This is a genomic window from Photobacterium indicum (assembly GCF_003026215.1).
Lineage (GTDB): Bacteria > Pseudomonadota > Gammaproteobacteria > Enterobacterales > Vibrionaceae > Photobacterium > Photobacterium indicum.
The window spans coordinates 110,334-127,052 of sequence record NZ_PYOC01000001.1 but is presented as its reverse complement, the minus strand read 5'-3'; the positions used below and the strand labels follow the sequence as shown (position 1 = coordinate 127,052).

Below are 16,719 nucleotides of genomic sequence, written 5' to 3'. Positions count from 1 at the left end.
AATCATCGTTATTCTTTTTCAAAGATAGCTATCTGTGTTAAGTCAATTCCCTCTTTTATTATGATTAGTTGTACTTTTTTATACCTAACGGAATATTTTGGTTGAAAAGGTAGTGCAACATTAATTAGATTGTTCAGGATGAATAGTATGTTTTCTCGTATTCATGGGAACTTCATTGCAATTGTTGCATTTGTGCTCTGGGGATTATTGCCTCTATATTTCCAGTTTCTTCCTCTGGCTGATACTAATGAGTTACTTGCGATGAGAATTATCTTCTCGGTACCATTAATGTTGCTAATCTTGAAATGCTTTAAAATATCCAACTTAACTATTTCGATGGCGATGAAGTATAAAAAAGCATTATGCCTTTGCTTTCTCGCAGGGTTATTTAATTGTGTATCGCTTTATACTTTTACATGGGCAATAACTCATGATCAGGTATTAGCAGCAAGTTTAGGATATTTTATTAATCCACTATTCTCTGTTGCACTAGGTATAGTTTTTTTTAAAGATAAGCTATCTTGGGCTCAACAAATAGCAGTTATTCTGGCAGCCTTCGGTATAGGATATCAAGTGTATGCATATGGTGAGCTACCATGGGTTTCATTGGTTATGGGCTGTTCATTTGCGTTATATGGCCTAACAAAAAAGTTTATCCAATTTGATTCGTTAACATCAATGTCGATTGAGGTAACGTTGTTAATGCCATTCGCATTGGGTTATATGCTATTGAGCTTTTTAAGCCAGACGTCGACTGTATTTTCTAGTGACTTCTCGACGGCTGTTTTATATGCAGGTGCAGCACCAATTACTTTGATACCTCTGGTATTATTTGCCGTTGCTGTTAAGAAAACAACACTGACTATGATTGGTTTAACCCAATATATCGAGCCTAGTTTACAGTTTTTACTCGCAATTTTTGTGTTTCATGAAGTCTTGGATCAGGTGAAGCTGGTGAGTTTCAGCTTTATCTGGCTTGGCTTATTGTTATGTACTTTAGAGGCATTGATACTATCTAAACGCGTATTTCACCGCGCTTAGATTATGCTTTATCGACTTATTTAATATACCGTGGCTTGTTGATCATGAATATTTTCTAATGCTTGAATCCGGCGGTATTGGTCGGATTCAAATGTGAGTTCACGCAGTGTTTGTATGGCTAGTAATTTCTCATCTTGGTTACTGTTTGTATTGAGTAATATCTGTTCTCGTTCTATTAAGTATTTATCAACTTGTTGCTTGAAGCTTTCTCGCTGCTGATCTAAATTTGTGAGCCGCATGGCTGCTTCACTGCCCACGAGCTCTTCCCGTATTAAGAACTGGCTTTGTGCATCCATATCTTTGGTTAATTTTAATCGGTTGAGCAGGCTAGCGTTGCGATAGCTTTCTTGTAAGTTGGGGGGGAACTGGTTTAATTCATCTTGCCAAAGTTGTTGGTAGTCAGCAGGCGATTGCGCTTGGTGTTTGAGCTCTTGTTGCTTTAAAGCGAGTTCGCGTAATTGGTTTTCTTCCCCAAATAATGCCTGTTGCTGCTCGGGGGTAAAGAATTGTCGCTGTATTTCTAATAACTGCTGATGTATTGCGAAAAGCTGAGAATTTACTGAGGTTGCACCGTTACTCGTCGTACGTTCTAAGGCAAATAATGCTGCTTTATAGTCGATATATTGTTGAAACAGAGCTTCATCGATTTTAACTGTGGGGTTTTGTTGTTCATTAAATTCGGCAAAATTCTTTTTTAGAGTATCAATGTCTTTTTCACCTAAACCAGAGAGAAAATATTCGAAGGTATCTCGATTAGAATCAACATCAATATTGGTATCGTTTTGCGAAGTGGCTTTGATTGCTGACGGTGCTGGCATCGATGTTGTTAACAAAGGTACTGCCTTATCAGTATTAAACAGGTGCAAGTTGAGTATGACCGCAGCAAAAATACAGATACCAGCAATACAGGCACCAAGCTCGATAGATATTTTAAGTGCGGTCTTTTTCATGATTACAATCCTTGTAGCTGTAGGCGGTTAGCATGCTGGCGATAAAGGGTTTTAGGATCCGTTTCAAATAAATGATGAATACCTAGTAAACCGTTAATTTCATCGAGGTGATTCATTTTATAATCATCGCGAATAACCTTCCCAAGGTGTGAGCTACACTGACCCACTAGTCCATCATTCGGTTCATCGAATGCGAAGCCTAAAATCAACATCGCAGGATCAATAGGGTCGAGTACGTTGGTGTAGTTTGAAGTGCCCGTCCATGAGTAATAATACACCCCGTTATCGGCAACCCAATCACCGTCGCCACAGTCTGATGTTGGGATTCCTTCAGGGTATTTCTGATTAAACGCCAAAGAACCTGCAGTAGTTAAGGCTTCAAGTGATGCCAGTGGATCTTGGGGTAGATCACTGCCACCAGAAAGTAGCCCAATGAGTGTAGTTAACCCTCCAGCCAATTTAACCGCAATCCCTTCTGGTAATGAGCCTTCAGGAATGGTTCCTCGCATGATATCGGCAACAGTTGAACCTTTGTTGACACCGCCAATACTGGTTACTGAAGCGACATATTGAGGGGCGACGGATGCGACATAACGTGCTGTTGGTCCGCCATGGCTATGCCCAATAAGATTTACTTTTTCAGCGCCAGTTACAGCAAGTACTTCTTCAACTTGTAAAAGCAGTTGTTCGCCACGTAGCTCTGAACTATTAGTAGCTGATATTTGGGCAACATAAACTTTAGCACCACTTTTACTGAGTTCTTGAGGGATACCGTAAAAGTAATCAAACCCTGCAAGTGAATCAAAACCAAATAACCCGTGCACTAAAACGATGGGGTATTGGGTTTCTGTGTAGCCTTTTTGTGTAGCATTGTCCGCACTGGTTGATGCTTGGCATGTGACTGCTGCTAAGCAAAGAGTGAGTAGTACAATTAATTGTTTCATTTATCTTTCCTTATCTGACCTCCGATGAGTAATTGATGGTAGTTAATGAAAATACTCTTTCCGGGAATAATTTATAAACTGTGATCTTGTATTGAAAATAAATCATTTGCTTGGTGAATATGATGCTTGTTAATTGCGTCTATTCATTGCTTTAGGTGGTTTTATTTATATTTTTATGTCTGGTAGGTCATTACTATTCACCATTATTAGCGCCGTGAAAGTGTTTAATCCTCAATATTAATTCGGCTTAAATTTCGGTTTATGAATAGCGATTTTTCACGTTAAGGTAGGCGATATCTTATGCTGTATTTTTCGTGGCGGTCTTCATAACTGTTTTCATATATTGCTTCGGGGTAATTCCAAATTGTTGCTGAAAGCGTTGGCTGAAGCGTGCTTCAGATTGATAGCCGCAACGCAGTGCAAGCTCAAGCTGTGTATACGAAAATTGCTGCATCAAGCTGAGCCCGTGCAACATGCGCACTTCAGCCAACACATCGCGAAATAGCGTATCTTCCTTGGCCAAGTGGCGAGTTAACGTCGCTTTGCTGGTCGAAAAGTGCCTGCAGGTTGCTTCGATAGAGTGGTGATCCGCAGGGTTAGCGGATAAATATCGGCTGACTTTTTCGCGCATCGACAAAGTAGATGCAGGAAAAAGTAAATGCAATACGCCTATCTCCAACAGCTGTTGATAGAAGGCATTTAAATAGTGCCGTTGCACCTCAATACTTAGCTTCTGTTTCACGATGGCAACTAATTGCGAGAAGACAAAATCGAGGGCTGCATCTGTAGCAATTAAGGGCTTTCCGATATGTGGTGGGGAATGGATCTTCTTATCGTTATGATTATCGAGCGCGCTCATTATTGTTTCAGAAGGGGGACTCAAAAACGAGATCTGAGTGGAATTAAAGTGTGCTTGATGTGGCTCGTTAATAAACGTGAGTTGTTGGCTAGCAGGGATAACTAGCCAGTTTGTTTTATTGAATGTTAACGCATCATCATGCCATTTCAGCACTTTTCGACCAGACTGAACAGCAATAATACTTGGGGTGTAGATTGGCACATTCCGTAATGGTTGTGGTTTTGTTGCATGGTAGGTATTGACCCAAATTAGTGCTTTCAACTGACACCCCAAGTGATTTAATTAACGAACATACGTTGCGGTTAATATTGCTTTATCTATTGCCATACTATTGAGTGTAAACCCTACAACGGCAGGTGAAATATCTGCAGGCAAATCGATTTTCTCTTGTGGTAATGCCCACACTGTAAATTGGTAGCGGTGCATACCATTACCCACAGGTGGACACACACCACCAAAGCCAGGTTTACCATAATCTGTTCGTGTTTCTAAGCCTTGCGTTAATTTACCTGATGCACCTTGTGGCAGGTTGTGTGTTGTTGCTGGAATATTTAATACTGTCCAGTGCCACCATCCGCTGCCTGTCGGTGCGTCTGGGTCAAAAGCAGTAATCGCAAAGCTTTTTGTTCCTTTCGGCGCATCAGACCAAGACAATTGTGGTGATTGATTTCCACCATCACATCCCATGCCTGAGTATTCAAATGTTTTTGCCATTAGCTGCCCTTCATGAATATCCTGACTTGTTATTTCAAGTGCCTGGCTATTGAATGAAACGGCAGTCGTCAACACAGATAATAAGTAAATATATTTCATTAGATGATTCCTTAGTTCAGCTAGATAGTGGAATCATCTTAGTGCTTTACTTATGAATAAAATTAACACTAAGTGTCATGTTAACTTTGAAAACACATAAAAGTGAGTCTTTTTGTGGTTTTTATTTCTAGGGTAGAAAATAGAGTATAGGGCTTGAGAAAGGAAGAGCGGCAATGTAATTGTTATCGAAATATAAGGTGAGAAGAAAATTAGGCATAAAAATGGGGGCAATATATACCCCCCTTTTATCAAATATCAGAACATGAATCGAACTGATTATTCGTTAGTATCGTCGCTTGCGCTGTCTTCTGTGCTGTTGCTTGCACCTGGAGCCACGTCAGTTTTTTTAACGCGAATTTTATTACCAGCAACTTTTAGACCGTTAAGCGCTTGCATTGCAGCTTTTGCTTCGCCAATTTTTGGCATTTCAACAAATGCAAAACCCTTTGAAGCGCCAGTCTCTTTATCCATGACCAATGAGCAAGATTGCACTTTACCGTGAGTCTCAAACATTGCCTGAAGTTCAGCTTCAGTTGTGATGCGATCAAGGTTGCGAATTAATAGTTTCATGGGTGCGCCGTGTAGTTATAAGTTAATAATTTTTATTTCGTGAGGATTGTCGCAGATATTTGGGAGTAAACCAAGAAAAGGACGCATGCGAAATGCATTGTAATCATTTCCTCATTGCTAAATACGGCATTCCATTATTCGCGGTGTCACTATCGGGCTAGATTGCCAGTGCGATCCAAAGTAATAAAGGCAATGTAATGATGGCGAAAAAATTGCCAAATAACACCATTGATGCCACATTTTCAGGTTCGATATTAAAGCGTTCAGCAAACAAAAAGTTCATTACCGCAGGCGGTAGCATAGTGAATAACACCATCATTTGCAGTTGTTGATGTGGTAAGGGTAAAAAGAAATAAATAACAGCAAAACTAATGGCACCAGTGGTTAAGCTAAATAGGGTAGTCATTAAGCCTACCCGTATACCTGACTTATGTAGGTTGACCATTTGTGTTCCCAACGACAGCAGCATGACAGGTATCGATGCTTGACCGAGTAAATGCGTGGCTTCGTATAAGGGCTGCCATATCGGTATATTCAATAAATTAAAAGCTAATGCTGCCAGCGTCGCCAGTAAGAGTGGCGTTTTAAAAAGTTGTTTGAGCGAGAGTGATTCTTTATTACTCAGTAACGCCATGCCTAGAGTGATGTGTAGAGTGGTTGCAACTACAAAAAGTAATACCGCCGCCCCCATTGCCGATTCACCAAAGGTATAGCCAAACAATGGAATGGCAAGGTTACCGCTGTTCCGAAACATTTGCGGTGGTGCCCACGCCTTGAAAGATAATTTATTCATGCGGGTAAGTGGGATCATTAATAGCCCCGGCAATAATACTGCACATGCAGCCGCGACCAATAGCCATAACTGGGTGGTATCGGGTTTCATCATCACTAAAGATGAAAAGATCAATGCAGGACAAAACACATCCATATTAATCCGGTTAATCGGTTTGAAATCGGGTTTGAGTAACTTCGCTATGGCATAACCCACAAGTACAATTGCAAACACCGGAAAGAGTATGCCAATAACTTTTTCTAACACGTTAACTCCTTGTGATATGACTCATCTTGCCTGATAGCGATAAACATCCAGCGTAGTGGGTGCTGAATGCATAAATTTCAATCACTTCATTTTGTGGTACAAATAGATTTCATGCAAGGAAGTGGAGGGGCTGGTTTCGAGTAATTATCTTATCTATCAAAAAGCCGCTTCTTTGCGAGAACAAAAGAAACGGCTTGATGTTAGTGAACGGTGGTTATTTAGTCGTTAATGGTGCTGCTCTTGTGTTTTTTCAGGTTTCATTTCCATCTGATATGTTGCTTTCTCAACGGCAACCTCAATAGTAATTTCCCCCGCGTTTTTAAAGTGCAGTGTCAGTGGAAAGCGATCGCCTAGTTTTGGCACCTTAGTAAGGTTAAAAAACATGATGTGGTTGGCACCCGGTTTTAGTGCCGTACTATCATTTGCTGGGAACTCAATATATTTGACTTCACGCATCTTCATCATGCCGTCTTCATGAATATGAGCATGCAATTCCACTTTGCCAGCAATTGGGGATTCAGCACTGATCAATACATCATTTTCGTTGCCATGATTCGTTACATTGAAAAAAGCTGCAGCAACCGATGAATTGGGTGGTACTGCTTTTGACCAAGGGTGGTCAATTTGCAAGTCGTCTGCTTTATAATTGTGCGCATTTGCAAAGTTTGATAGAAATAGTGCGCTACTGAATAGCAGGGTGATGAATGTACTTTTTTTCATGACTTTCTCCATGTTCCACCTCGTTTACTTGTTTTCAAGCAGCATTGTGCATGGGTGGATATTTTCTTCTAATTGTTAGCTGATTTTTTTAGTTATTTTTTCATAGCGATAATGAAGAGGGCGGAGATTGTTTAGGTGCATAAATAAGGTACATTTTTTCATAGCAGAAAAAGGGGCAAAGCGAGAGCCTCTTAAGCATCACCACAATTAATATTGCAAAGAGGATGAATATACCCAAATACGCCAATAGTTCTGCGGGTTGGTGGTGCTTTAAGAGCGGGCAGTGAAATTGGTAATGTTGGTATTGGTTGTGATTCAGCGATGATTTGTCACTGGCTATTGCTGATTGTTGAGCATTCTTTTGCAGTAACGTACTTGGGTCTATCCATTGCAGACCTTCTGCTGTACAAATTAATACTTTTTCAGTGAGCGGTGCTGTTAACCAATTACTATTGCCAGAAAATGCGGTTGGGTTAAGCACAACAATAGACGATAGAAAGCCGTTTAGCACGATCGACAATACGATAAGCGCACTTACCCTACGACTGTTCTTACTAAAATTTCTACGGCTAGCTTCCAATGCGTTTATCACTTCCTTGTATAAGGCTGAGTATGCTATCAAAAAATAGCGCAATATCGTAACTTGTTGCATTAAATGTTTTGTAGTGGTTAAGGTTTAGTGGCTTTTTAAGCTTGACCGAACTTACTGTGATTAGTTTCATCCCACATATTTAAAGCAAGTGGTTTCCTCCGTACTGAGATATAAACTGGAATATTGTAATAAGAATAATTTTTTGTTTGGGAAATAATAGGTATTACAGGAATAACAGAACTGGGCCAAGACGATCTTTTAGTTAAGCAAGAGCTACTATTTTTCATGAATTTAGTGTGTATCACCGCATTGATGCAGCCTGGGTAAATACTTTCGTTTTCGCAATCCCGTTAAAAGAGGAAAATGAAGATTGCGTTATATTTAGGGATGAGTGACAAATGAATAGTATTTCGAGAAGAACGCTATTAAAAGGTGTCGGGCTAACAGGATTGGCTGGTGGAACTGGAGCCTGGCTTCTTACCGAGCAGCAGACACCAGAGGAGGCACTTGATGACTTGCTAGAAAATGCATTAACTGCTCTACCGGCGGCCAGTATCAGTGCAGCGCTAATCAAAAATGGTGAGCTGGCCTGGGGGAAAAGTGTTGGTTATCAGAATTTGGAGAATAAAAAGCCTGCAACTCTTGAAAGTATATGGCCAACCATAGGCTCAGTCTCCAAGTTAATCACTTGGACTGCCGTGATGCAACTGGTGGAAAAAGGTCAGATTAAACTGGATGGGGATGTTAGTGACTATTTAGGATTTGACTTACGTAATCCACACTTTCCTGACACCCCAATCACTCCCTATCAATTGTTAACCCACACTTCATCTTTGTCTTCGCGAAGAATGACATCAGCACCAGACAGCATGGCAGATTTTTTCTGTAAAGATTATTCCGTTGATCTGAAAGGCTGGATTACATCTTACCTCGCCCCTAACGACATTAATTACAATCCAGATCTGGCTTTTGACCTATATCGGCCGGGAGACTTTGCGAATGTGACACCGGATCCCATTGGTGTGATCGCTGGTTATTCAAACCTGAATGCTTTATTAGCAGCCTATCTGATTGAACAAGTGACAAACCTCTCTTTCGAGGAATACACGCATAAATATATTTTTTCTATATTAGGAATAAAAGATATTGGTTGGCAGAAGAACGATTTGGATCAACAAAAAATAATTACACCGTATGAAGCGAAAAATAGCCCTCGTGCTCCAGTCATGGCTGTATTTACCCAAAGTATGAAAGAGCGAGGTTACTTAAGTCAGACAGCGATACCATTTGATGGAAATAAAACATATTTCGCCTTTGATGATTGCAGTTATTTTTCTCCTTTTAATGCAGCTGGATTATTAGGCTCTTCCACAACGGCATTAACCACCTTTATGCAGTCATTTTTGCCGCAGTACAATACCGAGACGCCATTACTTAAAAGAGAAACCATCGACAGTATGTGGCAGGTTCAGCGCAGTGATCCACGAACGGGCAGCGTGCTTGGGCTGGGGTGGTTCCAATTTAGAACGACCCGACACGGCACATTCTGGGGGCATGATGGTGGTGGGCCAGGCATTTTGTCACGAGTCATGATTGATCCGGAAACAGGGAGTGGCGTTGTGTTACTCATTAATAACTTCTTTGTGGACTTCCGACAAAGAGCCTTGTTGCTTGATCAACTGTGCGCTTCGTTAAAAACGGCGTGACTATTGAGTCATACAAATGTTTTTTTGTTTTTTTTTTGTGTGCAATAAGCTGGAGTAGTAATGATCAAGGAAAATGATTACATAAAATTAGGATTAAAAATATCTGTCATATTAGTACCCGTGATTTTAATATGTTGGATTGTATTTTATCCACCCAAAGTCGATGTAAGTACTTTTAGCTGGACTCAAAAAGCCAGTCAAAATGACTGGAAAGTAAGCTTGCCTGAACAAGAAGGTTTTGACCAGAACACACTGATTGATTTACATAATCATGTAACTTTACGTAAATCAAAAAGAATACAATCGTTACTTATTACTCGTAATGATCAGTTAGTTTTTGAACAATATTACCCAGTTAGAAGCTCAATAGATGGCACTCCCATGCCAGATCCCTATCCATCAGCACCTGATACTTATCACCAAATGAGATCTGTAACAAAGACGATAACATCAACTCTGATCGGTAATTTACTATATAAGAAAGAAATATCAGATATCGATACACCACTATTTGATTATTATGCAAATGAAAACATTCTAGATTTAGATAAGAAAAAGAATATTAAATTAAAACATGCCTTGGACTTTAATAGTGGCCTTGATTGGAAAGAATGGGAGGAAAGAAATAGTGATGCTATGAATATGTGGCTATCTGATGACCCATATTCCTATATTTTTGGGAAAGGTATTGCTTATCAGCCGGGTGAAAAATTTGTTTACCAAGGTGCTATGAGCGTACTGTTAGGCGGCGTTATCGAAAATGTTACGGGGATGAATCTTAGACAATATGCAGAAACGGCATTATTCAATCCGCTTGAAATATCAAATTATGATTGGTTTGCTCATGAGGTAACTGGCGATTATTTAGGTTCGTCTGGATTATATTTAAGATCTCGTGATTTTGCTAAATTGGGCCAGTTATACTTAAATAAGGGCCTTTGGAATGGAGAGCGTATTTTTTCAGAGCAATGGGCTGAAGAGAGCTTAAAACCAAAAGGTAAATTTTGGCCTGAAAAGACAATTGAATATGGTCATAATTGGTGGTTTCCATTTATTACTAAAGATGGAGAACAGTTAAAAATCGCTGGAATGAGAGGAGCTGGCGGACAGGAAATGTTCATTATTCCAGATTTAGAGTTAACGTTTGTTATTACATCAGGAGCATATATTGATCAGGATGAAGATTATCCATTAGAGTTGATTGTAAATTATATTTTACCATCTATTGGTATCGAATATGCTCAGTATCAATCAAAAATATAAGTATTGAAGGCATAACTGCCGTTAATAATCCCGTATTCTGACTGGCCATGTTAGCCAATGGCTTTCTGAGAAAAGGCTCTCGCTGCTTTCCTCATTTAATCCAGCGACTCAATGGCCAACCCCGAATTCAAATGGAAACACTTTGCCCCTGAAATCATTCTTTGGTGCCTTCACTGGTATGGTTCGACCCCAATGAGTCACGCAAACCTCAGCGACATGCTGGCAGAGCGAGGGATTTCGGTTAATCGTTCGACCATTTATCGTTGGTTCATTGAGTATGCACCGGCATTTCGCAAGAAGTTACGTCACCATCAATAAACAAGGCGAGACGCTGGATTTCTATTTTTCCCACAAACGTAATAGAGAAGCCGCGTAATAAGAAGCTCGTTGTAGCCAGCGGCGGTTTCAAAGTACGAAAGCGAGCCTAGTCAACCATCCAGGGATTCGAATCATTACGGATGTTGAACAAGGGGCAATTTGATTTCTGGTTACGCAATGATGAACGTAAAAACCTTGTGCGGGAGAGATCCGCCTTCATGAATCGTCTCTTCAATGTAGAGGCTGTTTACCAGTAATCATTAAGCCCATCGCGGGTAGATCTGCCTTATCTGATTATTTGCAACAGCCCCGGTGAAAGGACTACTGTGAACGAACCATATTAGCAAGCTGCACTGAATGTCTGTGGCTGCTGCGTTGAATATCTCGCCATAAAATAGGTGCAACAATTAAGGTAAGTACAATATTTGAGATCGGTACAGAAAGCCAAATACCATTTACGCCTAACCATTGTGGTAAGAAAAACAAAAATGGTAACTGTATCAGCATATTGCCTACTGAAATAGCGAGCGCTTTACCACCTTGGTTTACGGCCATAAAATACACAGAAGCCAAGAAAATAAAGCCATCAAGGTAAAGTGCAAATAAATGCAAACGTAAACCTTTTTGTGTTTCGGCAAACAGTAATGGGTCATTTTTACTGAACAAGCTGATTACGGTTTCAGGGTAGATATTCAATAGCGCAACTGAAGCAATACCAGATATAAGAATGATTTTTAATGCCAGCATGACTGTTGCTTTAATCTTATCTATTTGTTTAGAACCAAAGTAATAGCTTACTGGTGGCTGCATACCACCAGCAATACCTTCTGCAATTAGATAATACATGGTGCCCAAATAACCAATAATGGCAAAAGCGCCAACATGTATAGAAGAGCCATACACCATGAAAAGCTTATTGTGTAATGCGACAATGAAGCTAAAGTACAAAAACATAAATAAGCTCGATGCTCCGAGTGTTACCGCTTTCGAAGCAATTGAAAAATTGAGGGTTAGTTTATTTATTTTTATCTGAGAACGTGCCGAGAAAAAATATCCCACCCCAATAATAAAGACGGTGAGTTGCGAAATAACTGTCGCGATTGCGGCACCTTTTAAACCGAGATCAAATAGACCAATCAATAGATAATCTAGGATTATGTTCATCACTGCGCCAAGAATCATTAATCCGGTTGCAAAGTTAGGGCTGTCATCATTACGGATAAGCATCGGCAATGCGCCTGCGGCTATGGTGAACCCCGCTCCCCAAGTAAATACATTGATGTAATCGAGGCTGAAGTTGAGCGTATCACCAATAGCGCCTTGTGCTGTGAGCAATGTCGCACCAAAGAAATGAATCATTAGCATGGATAACGCACCAAATAGCGCAATTAACCAAAGGCTGCTAGACAAGGTTTGTTGTGCTTTAGCATTGTTGCCTTCACCACGATAAATTGATAGCAAGCTACCAGCACCCATGCCGATCATGATGCCTAAACCTGCAATAATACCAATAATCGGCCATGCGATGTTAATACCAGCAAGACCTTCATAGCCCACATAATGGCCAACAAAAATACCGTCGATAACCTGATATAAACCATTAACAACCATCGCTGCGATAGAAGGGATAGCATAACGCCAAAAGGTACGAGCAATGGATTCATTAGAATCAATAGTAATTGGAGCGTCTTGCATAGAATTGTCTTCACTAAATATGATGAAACACATTATGCTTGTTATACAGATTGATGGAAGTTAGTATCCATCCGATTATCGGATGCTTATGGAGTGAAAATGAACTGGACATTGGATCAACTTGAAGCGTTTGTTACCTCAGTTAAACAAGGTTCGTTTTCTGCAGCAGCGCGAAAGCTGGGGAAAGCACAATCGAGAATAAGTACCGCGATTGCTAATTTAGAAGCGGATTTAGGGTTTGAGCTTTTTGATAGAACGGCACGGTTACCTGTATTAACGCTACAAGGTGAGGATATGTTTATCGAAGCCCAAGCGGTATTATCTCAATGCCAGCGATTACAGTCTCGTGCACTTACTGTGAGCTCTGGTGAAGAATTGTCGTTAACGGTTGCGATGGATGAAGCGGTACCCATTGTTGCATTTGAATGTTTTTTTGAGAAAATTGCCCAACGTTTTCCTTTATTAAAATTAACCATAATCAATGGCTCTCAAGATGATATAGCCAAATGGGTAGATGAAGAAAAAGCAGATCTCGGTATTCTGTTTTATCTCAAAGAATTACCCGATAGCCTTGAATTTGTGCCTACAGGGCAGTTTCGTCAATCATTGGTTGTCGCTTCAAATCATCCATTAGCAAAGATTGCTGTGCCTACATTTTCCGATCTTAACCAATACCGTCAATTGGTGATATGTGACCGTATGGGAAATACACAGGCGAAATCTATTTCTTCTCAATATTGGCATATAGACAGTTATTACTATATTACAGCGCTGGTAATTCGTGGTGTTGGTTGGGCTTTAGTGCCTGAACATGTAGCAAGTGCAGAGTGGTATGCCAATGATCTTGTTGAGTTATCAACCAAACATATCCCCGATTCATTAGTGGTTGAAATGGGTGTGGTGAAACGCCGTGATAAAGGTAATGGTCCTGTTATGAATTGGATGTATTCACAGATGGAAATAATGTTCTCGGAAGACGCCTGACCTTTCTAATCTATTCATAACTTTACATTCAGGTAACTCACTTCGTTCAAAAAAAGGGTATGATTCCAGATAGTTTCTAGTGAAGTGTCTAGTTAGGGTTGTGTTCTGTTTATGTCTGATTGTTCGTCTACTGCTATGTCTTCGTTTATTGGTTCTTCAACTGCCTTACCACTATTGCTGGCTGGCCCGATTTTACGAAAAGTAACACCAAGCGACATTACCGTTTGGTTAGTCACATCGAAACCGCTTATTGCCACTTTTTCATTATTCCATGAAGGTCAAGAGAGTGCGTTTTACCATGCGACGATAGATGAACAAGCACAGATCCAAATCGGCAAATCTGCTTGGGTAGTATTAGCGCAATTTCAGGGTGATTTTCCAGTCGATACGGTATTGGAATATCAATTAGATACTCAAGATGGCGATATCACACATTTAGTGCCCAGCCTTCTATATGATGAAGAACAGCGCCTATCGTTAACCATTAATCCCCGAGCAGATTACGTACTGCATGGCTCATGCCGAAATCCACATTACCCTAGCAAAGACAGTTTAGTGGCTGCCGATAACCAAGTCGCTGGGCAAAAAACGCTTGAGCGCCCTTCATTACTAATGATGAGTGGGGATCAGATTTATGCTGATCATGTCGCAGGCCCTATGTTGGATGTGATTCAGCAAGTGATTGGTTTGCTTGGTTTACCTGATGAGACGTTTGTACAAAGCCCCGTCGCAGATAGTGCGAGTTTGTATCAGCATGATTGTAACTTCTATGGGCGTGATAAAATCTTGCCGCACTACCATGATGAAGCCTCACTATTTCGTACATTCTTGCGCAAGAAAGGACTATCAACCAGTTGGGTTCCTCATCGTGGTTCGCCCGTTTTTAGTTCAAGTGAAAGTGAAAACCATCTAATTACTTTTAGTGAGTTTTTCGCTATGTATATCTTGGTTTGGTCGCCGCAGTTGTGGGCATTAGTCGATTCCTCGCGATTACAGAAAAATGATTTCCGCAGTGGTGAGCAGATACTCACGCCTAAATGGCAACAGCTATGGCAAGATGAAAAACAGAATATTGATGATTTTGTTGCAGGTTTACCGCAAGTTCAACGCTTAATGGCGCATATTCCTACCTATATGGTTTTTGATGATCATGATGTAACCGATGACTGGAATTTAACCGTAGGGTGGGAAAAAGCCGCTAACGACAATGCTTTTTCACGACGAATCATCGGTAATGGCTTATTAAGTTATTGGTTATGTCAGGGCTGGGGCAATGCTCCTCAAAATTTTGATGAATCGTTTTTAATGCTCGCGAGGCAATATTTCGCTACACCCACAGCTACCCATCAAGACGTTTTTATCGATCATTTGTATCGGTTCGAGCAATGGCATTACACCATTGAAACGACCCCTAAGATGGTTGTTCTAGATACGCGTACTCGTCGTTGGCGGTCAGAATCTAAAATGAATAAGCCATCAGGGTTGATGGACTGGGAAGCGTTAATTGAAATGCAGCATGAATTATTGCATCAACCTGCTGTGATCATCGTATCGGCAGCGCCCATCTTTGGCGTGAAGTTTATCGAAACATTGCAGCGAGCAATGACGTGGATTGGTCAGCCTCTAGTGATTGATGCTGAGAACTGGATGACGCATCCGGGATCGGCCAATACATTATTGAGTATCTTTACGCATACTAAAACGCCAACCAATTTCGTGATCTTATCAGGTGATGTGCATTACTCGTTTGCTTACGATATAAAAATGCGCTTTCGTCGCAGCAGCCCCAATATCTACCAAATAACCTGTAGCGGGATTAAGAATGAATTTCCTAATCAATTACTCCGCTTCTGTGATGCAATGGATCGTGCTTTATATAGTCCGCATTCGCCATTGAACTGGTTTACTAAACGTAAGCGTTTAAAAATCAGTAAGCGTGATCCTGATGTTGCTGGTGGTCATAGGTTAATTAATCGCAGTGCTATCGGTGAGCTGCGTTTAGATGCAGAAGGCAAGCCTTGTGATATTTCTATTTTGACCGCAGAAGGGGAGCGAATAACGTTTCCCCCTATTAAGTGATATGCTTGTATCCAACATTATAATTTGTGTATGAACGAAAAGTTAATCAGACACATAATCAGAACAAATTAAAGACTCGTTCTATCGATGCCATGTCTAGCAATGTTATTACGTTACTCTGGTGGCAAGATTTTAATACGTGAATGTACTAGGGACGCATAATAACTCATTATGAATTTACGAATAGCGGTAGAAAAGGATTTAGAGTGTATCTGCTTTCTCGCACAACAGATAAATACTCAGCATTATAATGGCGCGCCCCATGTTTTTGCTGAACCTGAAGGGGTTCACCGAGATAGAAGTTATTGGCGAAGTAATTTTAGTGCTGATAACACGGTATTTATTATTGCTGAAAGAAATGATGAAATAACAGGGTTTGTACTTGCGAGTATTACTGAAAATACAACAGTAACGTTTCTTCAAAAGAAAAAACTATGTCGAGTACGAACAATCGTTGTTTTGGATGAATATCAAGGTCAGGGCATTGGCAAGAAGTTGTTGGAAGCTGTTGAATTATGGGCCATTGGTGAATGTGTAGATGAAATGAGGCTTGAAGTGATGGCTTTTAATAACGGTGCACAACAATTTTACGATACACTTGGTTTTGAAACACAATCACGTATTTTGTCTAAAAAGTTAAATTAAAAGAGTCATTTTCAGCGCTGTTCAATATTATATAATAATATCACACTCCCAAACATACAGCCTGTGAATAATGGTTTGTTAAACATATTTATTTTTGATACGTTATAAGTGAGTTATTTACCACATTTCAAGTAGGTTAATCCATCGTTGAATAATAGGCTGCAATATCTGCGAGATCTTGATTTTGTAAGCTTGATAACTGTTGTTTCATCATCTTCCCCATTGTATTCGTACGCTCACCGTTTTGATAAGCCTTCATTGATTGGTAGAGATATTGTTCATTTTGGCCATTAATATTTGGATAGGCAGGGTTAGCTGCAATTCCATTGCTACCATGACAAAATTGACAAGTATACGCTTTCATTTTTCCTGCATTAGTATCTGCTGTTATACTCGCAGACGCATTACCTGAGGCAAATGCTGTGCTAGATAAAGCAATGGAAGTGCAAATAACAATATAATTCAGTGCTTTGATATTTTTCATTTTTTATTACTACTGAT

16 protein-coding genes and 1 pseudogene are annotated in these 16,719 nt (G+C 40.2%); 7 read left to right on the top strand and 10 right to left on the bottom strand.

What is annotated here, in order from left to right; all coding sequences use genetic code 11:
• The first annotated feature begins 147 nt into the window (after nucleotides 1–147).
• Complete coding sequence (gene rarD / locus C9J47_RS00560; protein ID WP_107251767.1) at nucleotides 148–1,041, top strand: EamA family transporter RarD; 894 nt, start codon at nucleotides 148–150, stop codon at nucleotides 1,039–1,041.
• Nucleotides 1,042–1,061: 20 nt separating this feature from the next.
• Here rarD and C9J47_RS00555 read toward each other — a convergent pair whose 3' ends face one another.
• The 8 genes from C9J47_RS00555 to C9J47_RS00520 form a co-directional block, all read right to left on the bottom strand.
• A complete protein-coding gene (locus C9J47_RS00555) occupies nucleotides 1,062–1,991 on the bottom strand; it encodes a lipase secretion chaperone (RefSeq protein ID WP_107251766.1) in 930 nt (309 codons plus the stop codon).
• A gap of 2 nt (nucleotides 1,992–1,993) precedes the next feature.
• Nucleotides 1,994–2,935, bottom strand: a complete 942-nt coding sequence (locus tag C9J47_RS00550; protein WP_107251765.1) for a lipase family alpha/beta hydrolase — start codon at nucleotides 2,933–2,935, stop codon at nucleotides 1,994–1,996.
• A 298-nt stretch (nucleotides 2,936–3,233) separates the two neighbouring features.
• Nucleotides 3,234–4,055: a helix-turn-helix transcriptional regulator gene (locus C9J47_RS00545; RefSeq protein ID WP_107251764.1), complete on the bottom strand. Its 822-nt coding sequence runs from the start codon at nucleotides 4,053–4,055 to the stop codon at nucleotides 3,234–3,236.
• A gap of 21 nt (nucleotides 4,056–4,076) precedes the next feature.
• Entirely contained in the window at nucleotides 4,077–4,607 is a 531-nt protein-coding gene (locus tag C9J47_RS00540; RefSeq protein ID WP_107251763.1) for a YbhB/YbcL family Raf kinase inhibitor-like protein, read from the bottom strand.
• Nucleotides 4,608–4,883: 276 nt separating this feature from the next.
• The gene (locus C9J47_RS00535) at nucleotides 4,884–5,177 is read right to left on the bottom strand and encodes an RNA recognition motif domain-containing protein (RefSeq protein WP_107251762.1); all 294 of its coding nucleotides are present in this window, start codon (nucleotides 5,175–5,177) and stop codon (nucleotides 4,884–4,886) included.
• 157 nt (nucleotides 5,178–5,334) lie between these two features.
• Complete coding sequence (locus tag C9J47_RS00530; RefSeq protein WP_107251761.1) at nucleotides 5,335–6,216, bottom strand: AEC family transporter; 882 nt, start codon at nucleotides 6,214–6,216, stop codon at nucleotides 5,335–5,337.
• 225 nt (nucleotides 6,217–6,441) lie between these two features.
• Nucleotides 6,442–6,936: a copper chaperone PCu(A)C gene (locus C9J47_RS00525; protein ID WP_107251760.1), complete on the bottom strand. Its 495-nt coding sequence runs from the start codon at nucleotides 6,934–6,936 to the stop codon at nucleotides 6,442–6,444.
• 100 nt (nucleotides 6,937–7,036) lie between these two features.
• Nucleotides 7,037–7,516, bottom strand: coding sequence for a hypothetical protein (locus tag C9J47_RS00520; RefSeq protein WP_245903224.1), 480 nt, complete (start codon nucleotides 7,514–7,516; stop codon nucleotides 7,037–7,039).
• A gap of 410 nt (nucleotides 7,517–7,926) precedes the next feature.
• Between C9J47_RS00520 and C9J47_RS00515 the strand changes: the two genes are divergently transcribed.
• The 3 genes and pseudogenes from C9J47_RS00515 (at nucleotide 7,927) to C9J47_RS00505 (ending at nucleotide 11,072) form a co-directional block, all read left to right on the top strand.
• Complete coding sequence (locus C9J47_RS00515; RefSeq protein WP_107251759.1) at nucleotides 7,927–9,234, top strand: serine hydrolase domain-containing protein; 1,308 nt, start codon at nucleotides 7,927–7,929, stop codon at nucleotides 9,232–9,234.
• Between the two features lie 60 nt (nucleotides 9,235–9,294).
• Entirely contained in the window at nucleotides 9,295–10,497 is a 1,203-nt protein-coding gene (locus C9J47_RS00510; protein WP_107251758.1) for a serine hydrolase domain-containing protein, read from the top strand.
• Between the two features lie 111 nt (nucleotides 10,498–10,608).
• Nucleotides 10,609–11,072, top strand: a pseudogene (locus C9J47_RS00505) (transposase domain-containing protein).
• A gap of 64 nt (nucleotides 11,073–11,136) precedes the next feature.
• On the opposite strand, the gene C9J47_RS00500 reads toward C9J47_RS00505, so the two are convergent.
• On the bottom strand, nucleotides 11,137–12,510 hold the full coding sequence (locus tag C9J47_RS00500; protein ID WP_107252678.1) for an MATE family efflux transporter: 1,374 nt from the start codon (nucleotides 12,508–12,510) through the stop codon (nucleotides 11,137–11,139).
• Nucleotides 12,511–12,609: 99 nt separating this feature from the next.
• Between C9J47_RS00500 and C9J47_RS00495 the strand changes: the two genes are divergently transcribed.
• The 3 genes from C9J47_RS00495 (at nucleotide 12,610) to C9J47_RS00485 (ending at nucleotide 16,218) form a co-directional block, all read left to right on the top strand.
• Entirely contained in the window at nucleotides 12,610–13,494 is an 885-nt protein-coding gene (locus C9J47_RS00495) for a LysR family transcriptional regulator (protein ID WP_107251757.1), read from the top strand.
• Between the two features lie 111 nt (nucleotides 13,495–13,605).
• Entirely contained in the window at nucleotides 13,606–15,573 is a 1,968-nt protein-coding gene (locus C9J47_RS00490) for an alkaline phosphatase D family protein (protein WP_107251756.1), read from the top strand.
• A gap of 171 nt (nucleotides 15,574–15,744) precedes the next feature.
• On the top strand, nucleotides 15,745–16,218 hold the full coding sequence (locus C9J47_RS00485; RefSeq protein WP_107251755.1) for a GNAT family N-acetyltransferase: 474 nt from the start codon (nucleotides 15,745–15,747) through the stop codon (nucleotides 16,216–16,218).
• 136 nt (nucleotides 16,219–16,354) lie between these two features.
• Here C9J47_RS00485 and C9J47_RS00480 read toward each other — a convergent pair whose 3' ends face one another.
• The gene (locus tag C9J47_RS00480; protein WP_107251754.1) at nucleotides 16,355–16,702 is read right to left on the bottom strand and encodes a c-type cytochrome; all 348 of its coding nucleotides are present in this window, start codon (nucleotides 16,700–16,702) and stop codon (nucleotides 16,355–16,357) included.
• Between the last annotated feature and the right edge of the window lie 17 nt (nucleotides 16,703–16,719).

Bases quoted from the DNA above. Each gene is read 5' to 3' on its own strand.
- rarD (WP_107251767.1), top strand. From the start codon at position 148: ATGTTTTCTCGTATTCATGGGAACTTCATTGCAATTGTTGCATTTGTG.
- C9J47_RS00555 (WP_107251766.1), bottom strand. From the start codon at position 1,991: ATGAAAAAGACCGCACTTAAAATATCTATCGAGCTTGGTGCCTGTATT.
- C9J47_RS00550 (WP_107251765.1), bottom strand. From the start codon at position 2,935: ATGAAACAATTAATTGTACTACTCACTCTTTGCTTAGCAGCAGTCACA.
- C9J47_RS00540 (WP_107251763.1), bottom strand. From the start codon at position 4,607: ATGAAATATATTTACTTATTATCTGTGTTGACGACTGCCGTTTCATTC.
- C9J47_RS00535 (WP_107251762.1), bottom strand. From the start codon at position 5,177: ATGAAACTATTAATTCGCAACCTTGATCGCATCACAACTGAAGCTGAA.
- C9J47_RS00525 (WP_107251760.1), bottom strand. From the start codon at position 6,936: ATGAAAAAAAGTACATTCATCACCCTGCTATTCAGTAGCGCACTATTT.
- C9J47_RS00515 (WP_107251759.1), top strand. From the start codon at position 7,927: ATGAATAGTATTTCGAGAAGAACGCTATTAAAAGGTGTCGGGCTAACA.
- C9J47_RS00510 (WP_107251758.1), top strand. From the start codon at position 9,295: ATGATCAAGGAAAATGATTACATAAAATTAGGATTAAAAATATCTGTC.
- C9J47_RS00500 (WP_107252678.1), bottom strand. From the start codon at position 12,510: ATGCAAGACGCTCCAATTACTATTGATTCTAATGAATCCATTGCTCGT.
- C9J47_RS00495 (WP_107251757.1), top strand. From the start codon at position 12,610: ATGAACTGGACATTGGATCAACTTGAAGCGTTTGTTACCTCAGTTAAA.
- C9J47_RS00490 (WP_107251756.1), top strand. From the start codon at position 13,606: ATGTCTGATTGTTCGTCTACTGCTATGTCTTCGTTTATTGGTTCTTCA.
- C9J47_RS00485 (WP_107251755.1), top strand. From the start codon at position 15,745: ATGAATTTACGAATAGCGGTAGAAAAGGATTTAGAGTGTATCTGCTTT.
- C9J47_RS00480 (WP_107251754.1), bottom strand. From the start codon at position 16,702: ATGAAAAATATCAAAGCACTGAATTATATTGTTATTTGCACTTCCATT.